Genomic DNA, 12,476 nt, shown 5'->3' with positions numbered 1-12,476 from the left:
GGGCCCACCACATGGGCGCACGCCCCCGCCTGCCCGTTGACTGGCCCCATGCGGGCCACAGCATGCAGGTCGACGCAGGCGGCCTGCGTTGGCATGTGCAGCGTTGGGCCCCACCCCATCCAGGCGCGTCGTGGCTGCTGCTGCTGCACGGCACGGGCGCGTCGACACACTCCTACGCCGGCCTGGTGGAGCACCTGTCGCAGCGCCATGGCCTCATCGTCCCTGACCTGCCCGGCCACGCCTTCACGCAGCGTCCCCGCGTCGAGGGTTTGTCGCTGCCTGGCATGGCGGCGCGCCTGGGAGCGCTGCTGAAGGCGCTGGACGTGGCACCCGAAGCGGTCGTAGGCCACAGCGCCGGGGCCGCCGTCGGCGCCCGCCTGGTTCTGGACGGGCTGGCTCGCCCCCGGACACTGGTCAGCCTCAACGGCGCGTGGTTCCCGCCCGGCGGCAGTGCCGGATGGTGGTACGCGCCATTGGCGCGTCTGTTGGCACTGAATCCTCTGGCGCCGGCCCTGTTCTCCTGGCACGCTGCCCGCCCGGCCGCCCTGGATCGGCTGCTGCGCGGCACGGGCTCCTCGCTCAATGCCGGCAGTCGTGCGCACTACGCGCGGCTGGCCGGCGACACCAGGCACGTTGGTGCCGTCATCGCCATGATGGCCGCCTGGGACCTTGCGCCGCTGCTGCGCGATCTGCCGCGCCTGCCGGCCCTCGGCACGCGGCTGCGGCTGGTGGCTGCGGAGAACGATGCCGCCGTGCCTCCTGCCCAGGCCGAAGCCCTGGCGGCTCGCGTGCCGGATGCGTCGGTGCACCGGTTGCCGGGGCTCGGGCACCTGGCGCACGAGGAATCGCCGGCTGCGGCATCGGCGCTGATCGAGCGCCTGCTCCTGACGAACTGAACGCCGGGCCCCTGCGCGATTCGCGACGGAAGTCGCCGCGCCCTCCGGACAGCGGCGCCAGCTTCAACGTTCGCGCGCATTGACGGCGGCCTGCTCGATGCCTATGCTGTGTCCAGTCCAATTGACATATGGATGCGACATGCGCATTTGACGCGCCGGCATCCCGGGAGCTTGCCACCATGCCGACACTTACCCGGATCGAACTTGCTCTGCGCGCTGCGCTCGACACCGCCACGGGCGCGGGCTGCCCGCCGCGGCTGCAGGCGGCGGTGCAGCATGCGGTGTTCCCGGGTGGCGCCCGCATCCGGCCGCAGTTGGCGCTGGCGGTGGCCCGGGCCTGCGGTGACGATGCGCCTGCGCTGTCCGATGCCGCGGCGGTGTCGGTGGAGCTGCTGCACTGCGCTTCGCTGGTGCACGACGACCTGCCGTGCTTCGACGACGCACCCATCCGCCGCGGCCAGGCGTCGGTGCACAGTGCCTATGGCGAGCGGCTGGCGGTGCTGACGGGCGACGCGCTGATCGTCACCGCCTTTGGTGTGCTGGCGCGAGCCGGCGCGCTGCAGCCCACACGCCTGTCTCCGCTCCTGCACACGGTGGCCGCCGGTGTGGGCATGCCGGGCGGCATCGTTGCTGGACAGGCCTGGGAGTGCGAGCCACGGGTACCGTTGCGCGAGTACCAGCGACTGAAGACCGGCGCACTGTTCACCGCGGCCACGCGGGCCGGCGCGCTGGCTGCCGGAGGCGATTCCGAGGCCTGGGCGCCGTTGGGCGACTGCCTCGGCGAGGCCTACCAGGTGGCCGACGACATCCGCGACGTCGCCGCGCAGCCCGAGTGGCTGGGCAAGCCCATCGGTCAGGACCTCGCGCTCGGCCGTCCGAGTGTGGCGCTTGAGAAGGGCATGGACGCCGCATTGGCGCAGTTCGAGGGCCTCGTGCAGGCCGCCATTGACGCCGTGCCCGCGTGCCGCGGCGCACCTTTTCTGCGCGCACTGGTGCGGGCCGAGTCCGAACGGCTGGTTCCGCCGTCCTTGCGCGCCGGGCCGAAGCTCCGTGCAGTGGCCTGAGCGCCGCCTGATGATGATCGGCCGCACCGAGCCGCGCGACAGCGAGGTCCTGAAGTGGTCGGCCTCGGCGACTGAGCCGGTGGCGGGCTGGCGCGAGCGCTGGCACGGCTTCTTCGACGGTCTCGTCGTCCGCCCCGGGTTTCGGCGCTGGGCCAGCGGGTTCTGGCTGACGCGGCCGCTGGTGCAGCGGCGAGCGGGCGAACTGTTCGACATCGTCGCCGGCTTTGTCTATACCCAGGTGCTGCTCGCCTGCGTGCGGCTGGGACTGTTCGAGCACCTGGCTTCTGGCCCCGACACCGCGGTGCGCATGGCGCAGCGACACGGCTTGCCGCTGCGCTCGATGCAGCGCCTGCTCGATGCCGGCGTGGCCTTGCGACTGTTGCGCCGGCACGGCAGCAGTCGCTACGGGCTGGGCGCTCTGGGCGCGCCGATGGTCGGCAACAGCGCGCTGACGGCGATGGTGGAGCACCATGCCACGCTGTACGCCGACCTGCGCGACCCCGTGGCGCTTCTCCGCGACGAAGGCGCCGGCAGCGCAATGGCCGCCTACTGGCCCTACGCCAGTTACCCGGCTCGCCAGGGCGACTCCGACCAGGGCGCCGAAGCGCTGCCCATGCGCCAGGTGGCCGAGTACTCCGCGCTCATGACGGCGTCTCAGTCGATGGTCATCGAGGAACTGCTCGACGCCTACCCCTTGGGGCGGCACCGCGTGCTGCTCGACGTGGGCGGCGGCGAGGGTCGCTTCGTCTCTGCGGCGCTGGCCGCAGCACCCCGCCTGCGCGCGATGCTGTTCGACCTGCCTCCGGTGGCCGAGCTGGCACGCACGCGCCTGGGGAGCCAGGGCCTGAGTGGGCGCGTCGAGGTGCATGGGGGCAGCTTCTTCGACGACCCGCTGCCCACCGGTGCCGACCTGGCGACCCTGGTGCGCGTGCTGTTCGACCACGACGACGAGCACGCGCTGTCGATCCTGCGCGCGGTGGCGCGGGTGTTGCCGCCCGGCGGCACCCTGGTGGTGGCCGAGCCGATGGCCGACGCGCCCGGTGCGCATGCGATGGGCGACGCCTACTTCGGTCTGTACCTGCTGGCCATGGGGCGCGGCCAGCCGCGCACTGCGCAGGCGCTGGCTCTGCTTTTGCAGCAGGCCGGGTTCACCGACGTGCGCGCCCGTCGCACCCGAATGCCGCTGCAGGCCGGCGTGCTGGTGGCCCGGCGCGGGGCGGGTGTGACCGGGGCAGCGGCAGCCCCGGACCGATCGTTTCGCGACCAAACCAAGTAAAGACCTATTGACATGGGTAAGTGTCAGGCTAGGATGACACCCGCGATGTCTCGATTCCACACCTCCTTCAGGCTCTCCGGTCCCGGCCGGCCTGGATCGGCCGTCAACCGGGAGCCCGCATGAAGACCGCCGCTGTCGTGATGCAGGCGCCAGAAGCGCTGTCGCTGGATGAACTCAAGCTCGACGCCGCCGGGGAGGCCGACCTCGTCGTCGACATCGAATGGTCGGGCATCAGCACCGGCACCGAGAAGCTCCTGTGGACCGGCCGCATGCCCATGTTTCCTGGCATGGGTTACCCGCTCGTGCCGGGCTACGAATCGGTTGGCCGGGTCGTGCAGGCCGGCCCCAAGGCGCAGCACAAGGTGGGCTCGACCGTTTTTGTGCCGGGCGCGCGCTGTTTCGGGCCCGTTCGCGGCCTGTTCGGCGGCGCGGCGGCGCGGCTGGTGGTGGGCGACGAGCGTGTCTATGGCGTCGACCCCGGCCTGGGCGAGCAGGCGGTGCTGCTGGCGCTGGCCGCCACGGCCTACCACGCGGTCTCCTGCGGCGGCAAGAAGCACCCGGTGAATGCGCCCGAACTCATCATCGGCCACGGCGTCCTTGGCCGGCTGCTGGCGCGTCTGACGGTGGCCGCCGGCCTGCCGCCGCCCACGGTCTGGGAACTCGACGCCACGCGCAGCGAGGGCGCGTCCGGCTACGAGGTCATCCGCCCCGAGGCCGACAAGCGCCGCGACTACCGCGCTGTTTACGACGTGAGCGGCGATGTGCGCATCATCGACAAGGCCATGCCACATCTGACCAAGGGCGGTGAGATCGTGCTCGCGGGCTTTTATGCCGAGCCGGTGGCCTTCAACTTTGCGCCCGCCTTCATGCGCGAGGCTCACATCCGCGCCGCCGCCGAGTGGCAGCGCGCCGACATGCTGGCTGTGCGGCAGCTGGCCGAGGAAGGCCGGCTCGACTTGTCGGGCCTCATCACGCACCGCGAGCGTGCCGAGCATGCCGCGGGCGCCTACCGAACGGCCTTCAGCGACATGCACTGCCTGAAGATGGTTCTCGACTGGAAGGGTTGCCAATGAGCGGTACTGCGTCCCCCGTCATCTTCCTGCGCGACGAGCGCCTGAAGGCCGAAGCGGCCATCGAGCCCGATCCGGTGCCCACCAGTGCGGCGACCAAGACGACCCAGATCATTGCCATCTATGGCAAGGGCGGCATCGGCAAGAGTTTCACGCTGGCCAACCTCAGCTACATGATGGCCCAGCAAGGCAAGAAGGTGCTGCTGATCGGCTGCGATCCGAAGAGCGACACCACCAGCCTGCTGTTCGGCGGCAAGGCCACGCCCACCATCATCGAGACCAGCAGCAAGAAGAAGCTGGCCGGCGAGGCCGTCGCCATCGGCGATGTCTGCTTCAAGCGCGATGGTGTCTACGCGATGGAGCTCGGCGGCCCCGAGGTTGGCCGCGGCTGCGGCGGGCGCGGGATCATCCACGGCTTCGAGACGCTTGAGAAGCTCGGCTTCCACGATTGGGGCTTCGACTACGTGCTGCTCGACTTCCTGGGCGATGTGGTCTGCGGCGGCTTCGGCCTGCCGATTGCGCGCGACATGTGCCAGAAGGTCATCGTCGTCGGCAGCAACGACCTGCAGAGCCTGTACGTGGCCAACAATGTGTGCAGCGCGGTCGAGTACTTCCGCAAGCTCGGCGGCAATGTCGGCGTGGCCGGCATGGTGATCAACAAGGACGACGGCACGGGCGAGGCGCAGAAGTTCGCGGCCAATGCCGGTATCCCGGTGCTCGCGGCCATTCCCGCGCACGAGGACATCCGCCGCAAGAGTGCCAGCTACGAGATCATCGGCAAGCCCGATGGCGCCTGGGGCCCGCTGTTCGCCGAGCTGGCGCGCAACGTCGCCGAAGCGCCCCCGGTGCGCCCGAAGCCGCAGACGCAGGACGAACTGCTGGGCCTCTTCAGCGCCGAGGTCACGGGTCGCGACTTCAAGATGGAGCCGGCGACGCTGTTCGACATGGTCGGCAAGACCGAGTTGGTCAAGCCGACCCTCGAGGTCGTCTATGACGCAGCCTGACGCCCTGAGTTGCAGCGACCGCGACGGCATGCTCGCCGCGGCCCAGGCCGCGGGCAAGAGCGAGGTCCTGGCGCAGTACGCCCGTGACTACCCGGTGGCCGGACCTGAAGAAGGTCGGGGCCCGCACGAGCAGCCGCAAAGCATGTGCCCGGCCTTCGGCTCGCTGCGCGTGGGGCTGCGCATGCGGCGCACGGCCACCATCCTCTCCGGCAGCGCCTGCTGCGTCTACGGCCTCACGTTCACCAGCCACTTCTACGGCGCGCGCCGCAGCGTCGGTTACGTGCCCTTCAACAGCGAGACGCTGGTGACGGGCAAGTTGTTCGAGGACATCCGCGACGCCGTGCACGCGCAGGCCAAGGGCGAAAACCTCGACGCCATCGTCATCATCAACCTCTGTGTACCCACGGCCAGCGGTGTGCCGCTGCAGCTGCTGCCCAAGGCGATCGACGGCGTGCGCATCATCGGCATCGACGTGCCTGGCTTTGGCGTGCCCACTCACGCCGAGGCCAAGGATGTGCTGGCCGGCGCCATGCTGCGCTACGCCCGTGCCGAGGCCGAGGCCGGCCCGGTGATGGCACCTCGCCAGGGCGTCAGCAGCAAACCCACGATCACGCTGCTGGGCGAGATGTTCCCGGCCGACCCTTTGGTGATCGGCGCGCTGCTCGAGCCCCTGGGCCTGGCCGCGGGCCCCGTGGTCCCTACGCGAGAGTGGCGCGAGCTCTACGCCGCGCTCGACTGCGCGGCCGTGGCCGCCATCCACCCCTTCTACACCGCCAGCGTGCGCGAGTTCGAGGCCGCCGGTCGCACCGTGTTGCCGTCGGCCCCGGTGGGCCACGACGGCACCGAGGCCTGGCTGCAGGCCGTGGGCGCGGCCTGCAATGTGCCGCAGGCGCAGATCGACGCGGCCAAGAACCGCTTTCTGCCTGCCATCCGGGCGGTGCTGACCAAGACACCCATCCGAGGCCGCATCACCGTGAGCGGCTATGAAGGCAGTGAGCTGCTCGTGGCCCGTCTGCTCATCGAGAGCGGCGCCGAGGTGCCCTACGTGGGTACGGCCTGCCCGCAGACGCCCTGGAGCGCGCCCGATCTGGCCTGGCTGCAGGCCCGCGGCGTGCACGTTCAGTTCCGCGCCAGCCTGGAGCAGGACATTGCCGCGGTGCGCGAGTTCCGCCCCGATCTGGCCATCGGCACGACACCCGTGGTGCAGGCCGCCAAGGCGGCCACGATCCCGGGCCTGTACTTCACCAACCTCATCAGCGCCCGTCCGCTCATGGGCCCCGCGGGTGCCGGCAGTCTGGCGCAGGTGGTGAACGCGGCCATCGCGAACAAGGCGCGTTTCGAGCAGATGCGTGAGTTCTTCGGCGAGGTGGGCGAGGGCGACCAGGCTGGTGTCTGGAGCGAAAAGCCCGTGCTTCGCCCCGAGTTCCGTGCCGAGACCCAGCGTCAGGTCATCAAGCTGATGAAGAAGCGCAAGGCCGAGGAGATGATCTGATGGACCGGTCCGGATCACCGAAGCTCAACTACGTGATCGACCACGACCGGGCTGGCGGTTACTGGGGCGCGGTCTACGTGTTCACGGCCATCAAGGGCCTGCAGGTGGTGATCGACGGCCCAGTGGGCTGCGAGAACCTCCCGGTGACCAGCGTGCTGCACTACACCGACGCGTTGCCGCCGCACGAGCTGCCTATCGTGGTGACGGGCCTGGCCGAAGAGCAGCTCGGCCGCGAAGGCACCGAAGGCGCGATGAAGAAGGCGCACGCCGCACTCGACCCAGACTTGCCCGCGGTGGTGGTGACGGGCTCGATCGCCGAGATGATCGGCGGCGGCGTCACGCCCGAGGGCACGACGATCCAGCGCTTCCTGCCACGCACCATCGACGAGGACCAGTGGCAGTGCGCCAACCGAGCGATGTACTGGCTGTGGCAGCAGTACGGCCCGCGCAAGGTGCCTGCCCGCACGCCGTTCGCCGAGCGGCCTGCTGGAGAAAAGCCGCGCGTCAACCTCATCGGCCCCTGCTACGGCACCTTCAACATGCCCAGCGACGTGGCCGAGATCCGTCGCCTGGTGGAGGGCATAGGTGCCGACGTGAACATGGTGTTTCCGCTCGGCAGCCATCTGGCCGACGTGGCCAACCTCGCCAACGCCGACGTGAACGTGTGCCTGTACCGCGAATACGGCCGCATGCTCTGCGAGGCGCTGGAACGCCCCTACCTGCAAGCACCCATCGGCCTGTTCAGCACGACCGCGTTCCTGCGCGAGCTGGGTGCGCTGCTGCAGCTGGATCCCGAGCCCTTCATCGAGCGCGAGAAGCACACCACGATCAAGCCGATCTGGGACCTCTGGCGCAGCGTCACGCAAGACTTTTTTGGCACCGCCAGTTTTGCGGTGGTGGCGAACGAAACCTACACGCGCGGCATCCGCCACTTCTTCGAAGACGAGCTGGGACTGCCTTGCCACTTTGCAGTGCCGCGCAAGGCCGGGGCCAAGACCGACAACGAGACGGTGCGTCGCCTCGTGCACGACAAGACGCCGCTCGTTCTCTACGGCTCGTACAACGAACGCATGTACCTGGCCGAGGCCAGCAGCGGCCCTGGGCCCAGGCCGTGCTGGATTCCGGCCAGTTTTCCGGGCGCACTGATCCGCCGCGCCACGGGCACACCGTTCATGGGATATGCCGGCGCCACCTACCTGGTGCAGGAGTTCTGCAACGCACTGTTCGACGCGTTGTTCCACATCCTGCCGCTGGGCACCGAGCTCGACCGCATCGAGGCCACGCCGGTCCGCGGCGGCGCCGGGCAAGAAGCGCCGCTGCCCTGGGACGACGAGGCTCAGGCGCAGCTCGCCGAGCGCGTCGAGAAGGAACCGGTTCTGGTGCGCATCTCGGCGGCCAAGCAGTGGCGCGACGCCGCCGAGGCCGTCGCACGCCGTGCCGGGGCCGCTGCCGTGACCGTCGATCACCTTCCCGAGACGCGCGGGGTGCCGGCATGACGCAGCACGCGACGGTCTTCGGGCTGAATCCAGGAGCCGGCTTTTCGCACGCTCCCCACCCGATGTCGTGGCGTTGGGCCACGGCTGCCCCATTGCGCGGGCTTGGCGCAAAGGCGGCCGCGAGGCCGAAGCAAAGGAGTCATTCCAATGGCTGAACGCAAGGGCTCGATCTCGGGCCTGACTGACGACGAGGCCCAGGAGTTCCACCGGTTCTGGGTCCAGGGGTTCGTGGGGTTCACGGCTGTTGCCGTGGTCGCACACCTGCTGGTCTGGATCTGGCGACCCTGGCTCTGACCGACCCCCGAAGCGACTGAAGGAGACGGCAATGGCTGACGCACGACACCTTTCTCATCGGCACGAGGGACAGGCCGACTCGGTCTCGACTTCGACGATCTTTCTGTTGGGCTTCGTGCTCTTCGGGCTGATCGCGGTGATCGGGCAGTTGTTCGGTTGCCAGTGGCGTTCCTGGTTGCCCGGCGCGGAAGGCGTGAAGTCGATGACCGGTGGCGTCAAGTCCGCGGTCTACACCTTCATGTCCCACCTTCAATAGGAGAACTCTCTATGTGGCGTATCTGGAAGCTCTACGACCCGCTGCGCGCGATGGTCGTGCAGGGGATCTTCCTCTTTGGCCTGGCGGCGATGATCCACCTCATCCTGCTCAGCACCGCGACCTACAACTGGTTCGACGGTCCGAACGCGCGGGCCGTGGTCGACAAGACGGCCGCGAAGAAGTGACCCGGCGGGCCAGCGCCCGCCTGCACCGTATCCGCAGTCAACGCAGTACCCCCGCAGTACCCCCGCAGTACCAGCAGTAACCGGCAGGTGGCGCGGCAGCCCTCAAGCCTCGCCGTGACCCCCTGCCACCCGAACACAAGGCCTCCGGGCCGCGGCACCTGGCAGTCAGGCTGCGCGCGGCGCGGGGCGCGGAGGACCCATAGCCATGGCCATGCTGAGTTTCGAGCGCAAGTACCGGGTGCGGGGCGGCACCCTCGTTGGCGGTGACCTGTTCGACTTCTGGGTCGGTCCCTTCTACGTCGGATTCTTCGGCGTCACCACCATCTTCTTCACGTTCCTGGGAACGGCAATGATCTTCTACGGCGCGGCGGTGCAGGGCACCTTCAACCCGTGGACCATCAACATCGCTCCGCCCGACCTGAAGTACGGCCTGGCCCTGGCGCCGCTCAAGGAAGGCGGCATCTGGCAGATCGTCACCGTGTGCGCGATCGGCGCCTTCGTGAGCTGGGCGCTGCGCGAGGTGGAGATCTGCCGAAAACTGGGCATGGGCTATCACGTGCCGGCAGCCTTCGGCATGGCCATCCTGGCCTACGTGACGCTGGTGGTGATCCGCCCCGTGCTGATGGGTGCCTGGGGGCACGGCTTCCCGTATGGAATCTGGAGCCACCTCGACTGGGTGTCGAACATCGGCTACCAGTACCTGCACTTCCACTACAACCCGGCGCACATGCTGGCGATCACGTTCTTTTTCACGACGACGCTCGCCCTGGCCATGCACGGTGCCCTGGTGCTGAGCGCCACCAACCCGCCGAAGGGCGAGCGGGTGAAGACGCCGGACTACGAGGACACCTTCTTCCGAGATCTCATCGGCTACTCGGTGGGCACGCTGGGCATCCACCGCCTGGGCCTGTTCCTGGCCATGGCGGCAGGATTCTTCAGTGCGGTTTGCATCGTCATCAGCGGCCCGTTCTGGACCCGCGGATGGCCCGAGTGGTGGAACTGGTGGCTGCAGCTGCCGATCTGGAAGTGAGGAGCCGATCATGCTGAGCCAGATTCCCTACCAGAATCTCTTCACCCGCGTGCAACCCGTCGGGCCCGCGCACGACGGCGTCGAGTTGCCGCCCAAGAACGACACGCGCGTTGGCCAGCCCTTCCTCGTGCACCTGTTCGGCCGCCTGGGCAATGCCCAGATCGGGCCGCTGTACCTGGGGTCGCTGGGCCTGATCTCGCTCATCACGGGCACGCTCGCGATCAACATCATGGGCTTGAACCAGCTCGCCTCGGTGAACTGGAACCCCATCGAATTCATCCGCCAGCTGCCGTGGCTGGCGCTTGAGCCGCCGCACCCCAAGTACGGTCTGTCCATCCCGCCGATGAACGAAGGCGGATGGTGGCTTCTGGCTTCAGCGCTGTTGCTCGTGAGCGTGCTGACCTGGTGGATGCGCACCTACAACCGCGCCCGCCAGCTCGGCATGGGCACCCACATCGCCTGGGCGTTCGCGGCGGCCATCTGGCTGTTCCTGGTGCTCGGCCTGTTCAGGCCGCTGCTGATGGGCAGCTGGAGCGAGGGGGTTCCCTACGGGATCTTTCCGCACCTGGACTGGACCGCGGCGTTTTCGCTGCGCTACGGCAACCTGTTCTACAACCCCTTCCACGCGCTGAGCATCGTCTTCCTTTACGGCAGCACGCTGCTGTTCGCGATGCACGGCGCCACCATCCTGGCCGTCACGCGCTATGGCGGTGACCGCGAGATCGACCAGATCGTCGATCGTGGCACGGCCAGCGAACGCGCGGCCCTGTTCTGGCGCTGGACGATGGGCTGGAACGCCACGATGGAGTCCATCCACCGCTGGGCCTGGTGGTTCGCGGTGCTCACGCCCATCACCGGCGGCATCGGCATCCTGCTGTCGGGCACGGTGGTCGACAACTGGTACCTGTGGGCGGTCAAGCACGGCGTGGCGCCGAGCTACCCGGCAGTCCTGGGCACGGCCATCGACCCCTCAACGCTGACGACGGGAGCCAAGTGATGACCGCGCGCACCCACTCCCCCGCCTCCTGGCCCGCCAGGCTGGGTACGTTGGCCGCCCTCGCCGCCGCCCTGCTGCTCGCGGGCTGTGAACGCCCGCCGGTGGAAACCGCCCAGCAGGGCTTCCGCGGCACGGCGATGCAGCACACCGTGAACCCGCGCCTGGCCGCCCAGGAAGCCGCGGCTCGGGCCACTCCCCCCGAGGATGCGCCGCCGGCCAGCGCCGATGGACCGAAGGCGGGGCAGGTCTACCAGAACGTCAAGGTGCTGGGCGATCTGTCCGTGGCCGAGTTCAACCGCCACATGAACGCCATCACGCAGTGGGTGTCGCCTGAGCAGGGCTGCAACCACTGCCACATCGGCGCCAACTTCGCCGACGACTCGAAGTACACAAAGGTCGTGGCGCGGCGCATGATCCAGATGACGCAGGCCCTGAACAGCCAGTGGAAGGTACACACCGGCGCCACCGGCGTGACCTGCTACACCTGCCACCGCGGCGCCCCCGTGCCGGCGAACATGTGGTTCAAGCCGCTCACGCCGGTGCGCAACGCTTCGCTGGGCGGTGCCCTCGGCAACGACTTCGGCCAGAACAAGGCCACCGGGCCCGGACTGACCTCGCTGCCCTATGACCCCTACTCGGGTTATCTGCTGGGCGACGACGAGATCAAGGTCTACGGCAAGCAGCCACTGCCGCAGGGCATCGGCAACGGCGCGCCCATCCAGCAGGCCGAGCGCACCTACGCGCTGATGATGCACTTCAGCAAGGGCCTGGGCCAGAACTGCACCTTCTGCCACAACTCGCAGAGCTTCGCCGGGTGGGTCCCGAAGAAGGTGACGGCCTGGCACGGCATTCGCATGGAGCGCGACATCAACAACACCTACGTGGTGCCGCTGACTGGCGCGTTACCCAAAGACCGCCTCGGCCCGCACGGCGACGTCGGCAAGGCGTACTGCGCAACCTGCCACGCCGGCCAGAACAAGCCACTTGGCGGCAAAGAGATGGCCAAGCTCTACCCTGGGCTGCAGGCACTGGCACCGTTGTTGACGCTGCCGCCGCCGGTCACCGAGGCCGGCCGCGCCGTGCTGTTTTTTGGTGTCGACTCGAACGAGCTTGCAGCCGATCAGGGCAAGGGCCTGGAGTCTCTGCTCACGGCGCTCGGCGGCAACCCGAAGTCGGTGGTGATGGTGTCGGGCTACCACTCGGTGGCCGGCGAGAAGGCTGCCAACGAGGAACTGGCCAAGAAGCGTGCGCAGGCCGTGCGCGAGGCCCTGCTGGCCGCCGGCATCGCCCCGGCCCGGGTGCGCCTGGACAAGCCAAGGCAGACCGAGGCCAACGTGGCCGGCGAGGACCCGGCCGCCCGTCGCGTCGAGGTGCGCTTGCAGTAATCGCCCGACGCTGTCGATGCTGTCTCGGAGC

General features: G+C 68.9%; 13 protein-coding genes. All 13 read left to right on the top strand.

Features of this window, described 5'->3' with window-relative positions; all coding sequences use genetic code 11:
- Nucleotides 1-11 precede the first annotated feature (11 nt).
- The gene (locus KA711_11500; protein ID MCM0609596.1) at nucleotides 12-896 is read left to right on the top strand and encodes an alpha/beta fold hydrolase; all 885 of its coding nucleotides are present in this window, start codon (nucleotides 12-14) and stop codon (nucleotides 894-896) included.
- 179 nt (nucleotides 897-1,075) lie between these two features.
- Nucleotides 1,076-1,960, top strand: coding sequence for a polyprenyl synthetase family protein (locus KA711_11495; protein MCM0609595.1), 885 nt, complete (start codon nucleotides 1,076-1,078; stop codon nucleotides 1,958-1,960).
- Nucleotides 1,961-1,970: 10 nt separating this feature from the next.
- On the top strand, nucleotides 1,971-3,236 hold the full coding sequence (locus KA711_11490; protein MCM0609594.1) for a methyltransferase domain-containing protein: 1,266 nt from the start codon (nucleotides 1,971-1,973) through the stop codon (nucleotides 3,234-3,236).
- 119 nt (nucleotides 3,237-3,355) lie between these two features.
- The gene (bchC, locus tag KA711_11485; GenBank protein ID MCM0609593.1) at nucleotides 3,356-4,309 is read left to right on the top strand and encodes a chlorophyll synthesis pathway protein BchC; all 954 of its coding nucleotides are present in this window, start codon (nucleotides 3,356-3,358) and stop codon (nucleotides 4,307-4,309) included.
- Nucleotides 4,306-5,310 (top strand): chlorophyllide a reductase iron protein subunit X, encoded by a 1,005-nt coding sequence (locus KA711_11480; GenBank protein MCM0609592.1) that lies wholly within the window; start codon nucleotides 4,306-4,308, stop codon nucleotides 5,308-5,310. Before bchC ends, KA711_11480 begins: the two co-directional genes overlap by 4 nt.
- Before the next feature lie 28 nt (nucleotides 5,311-5,338).
- Entirely contained in the window at nucleotides 5,339-6,802 is a 1,464-nt protein-coding gene (gene bchY / locus KA711_11475; protein ID MCM0609591.1) for a chlorophyllide a reductase subunit Y, read from the top strand.
- Nucleotides 6,802-8,298 (top strand): chlorophyllide a reductase subunit Z, encoded by a 1,497-nt coding sequence (gene bchZ / locus KA711_11470; GenBank protein MCM0609590.1) that lies wholly within the window; start codon nucleotides 6,802-6,804, stop codon nucleotides 8,296-8,298. The genes bchY and bchZ overlap by 1 nt, the downstream gene beginning before the upstream one ends.
- Nucleotides 8,299-8,445: 147 nt before the next feature.
- A complete protein-coding gene (locus tag KA711_11465) occupies nucleotides 8,446-8,592 on the top strand; it encodes a light-harvesting protein (GenBank protein MCM0609589.1) in 147 nt (48 codons plus the stop codon).
- A gap of 31 nt (nucleotides 8,593-8,623) precedes the next feature.
- Entirely contained in the window at nucleotides 8,624-8,848 is a 225-nt protein-coding gene (locus tag KA711_11460; protein ID MCM0609588.1) for a hypothetical protein, read from the top strand.
- Between the two features lie 11 nt (nucleotides 8,849-8,859).
- Nucleotides 8,860-9,033 (top strand): light-harvesting protein, encoded by a 174-nt coding sequence (locus tag KA711_11455; GenBank protein ID MCM0609587.1) that lies wholly within the window; start codon nucleotides 8,860-8,862, stop codon nucleotides 9,031-9,033.
- A 205-nt stretch (nucleotides 9,034-9,238) separates the two neighbouring features.
- Nucleotides 9,239-10,063, top strand: a complete 825-nt coding sequence (gene pufL, locus KA711_11450; GenBank protein MCM0609586.1) for a photosynthetic reaction center subunit L — start codon at nucleotides 9,239-9,241, stop codon at nucleotides 10,061-10,063.
- A 10-nt stretch (nucleotides 10,064-10,073) separates the two neighbouring features.
- The gene (pufM, locus tag KA711_11445; protein ID MCM0609585.1) at nucleotides 10,074-11,060 is read left to right on the top strand and encodes a photosynthetic reaction center subunit M; all 987 of its coding nucleotides are present in this window, start codon (nucleotides 10,074-10,076) and stop codon (nucleotides 11,058-11,060) included.
- Nucleotides 11,060-12,445: a photosynthetic reaction center cytochrome c subunit gene (locus tag KA711_11440; GenBank protein ID MCM0609584.1), complete on the top strand. Its 1,386-nt coding sequence runs from the start codon at nucleotides 11,060-11,062 to the stop codon at nucleotides 12,443-12,445. The genes pufM and KA711_11440 overlap by 1 nt, the downstream gene beginning before the upstream one ends.
- Nucleotides 12,446-12,476: the final 31 nt, after the last annotated feature.

It is taken from the genome of Ideonella sp. WA131b (assembly GCA_023657425.1).
Taxonomy (GTDB): domain Bacteria; phylum Pseudomonadota; class Gammaproteobacteria; order Burkholderiales; family Burkholderiaceae_C; genus Rubrivivax.
This window is presented reverse-complemented; position numbering and strand designations above follow the sequence as displayed.

What these genes read in the sequence shown, in the direction of transcription:
- KA711_11500 (MCM0609596.1), top strand. Translation starts at nt 12, where the DNA reads ATGGGCGCACGCCCCCGCCTGCCCGTTGACTGGCCCCATGCGGGCCAC.
- KA711_11495 (MCM0609595.1), top strand. Translation starts at nt 1,076, where the DNA reads ATGCCGACACTTACCCGGATCGAACTTGCTCTGCGCGCTGCGCTCGAC.
- KA711_11490 (MCM0609594.1), top strand. Translation starts at nt 1,971, where the DNA reads ATGATGATCGGCCGCACCGAGCCGCGCGACAGCGAGGTCCTGAAGTGG.
- bchC (MCM0609593.1), top strand. Translation starts at nt 3,356, where the DNA reads ATGAAGACCGCCGCTGTCGTGATGCAGGCGCCAGAAGCGCTGTCGCTG.
- KA711_11480 (MCM0609592.1), top strand. Translation starts at nt 4,306, where the DNA reads ATGAGCGGTACTGCGTCCCCCGTCATCTTCCTGCGCGACGAGCGCCTG.
- bchY (MCM0609591.1), top strand. Translation starts at nt 5,339, where the DNA reads ATGCTCGCCGCGGCCCAGGCCGCGGGCAAGAGCGAGGTCCTGGCGCAG.
- bchZ (MCM0609590.1), top strand. Translation starts at nt 6,802, where the DNA reads ATGGACCGGTCCGGATCACCGAAGCTCAACTACGTGATCGACCACGAC.
- KA711_11465 (MCM0609589.1), top strand. Translation starts at nt 8,446, where the DNA reads ATGGCTGAACGCAAGGGCTCGATCTCGGGCCTGACTGACGACGAGGCC.
- KA711_11460 (MCM0609588.1), top strand. Translation starts at nt 8,624, where the DNA reads ATGGCTGACGCACGACACCTTTCTCATCGGCACGAGGGACAGGCCGAC.
- KA711_11455 (MCM0609587.1), top strand. Translation starts at nt 8,860, where the DNA reads ATGTGGCGTATCTGGAAGCTCTACGACCCGCTGCGCGCGATGGTCGTG.
- pufL (MCM0609586.1), top strand. Translation starts at nt 9,239, where the DNA reads ATGGCCATGCTGAGTTTCGAGCGCAAGTACCGGGTGCGGGGCGGCACC.
- pufM (MCM0609585.1), top strand. Translation starts at nt 10,074, where the DNA reads ATGCTGAGCCAGATTCCCTACCAGAATCTCTTCACCCGCGTGCAACCC.
- KA711_11440 (MCM0609584.1), top strand. Translation starts at nt 11,060, where the DNA reads ATGACCGCGCGCACCCACTCCCCCGCCTCCTGGCCCGCCAGGCTGGGT.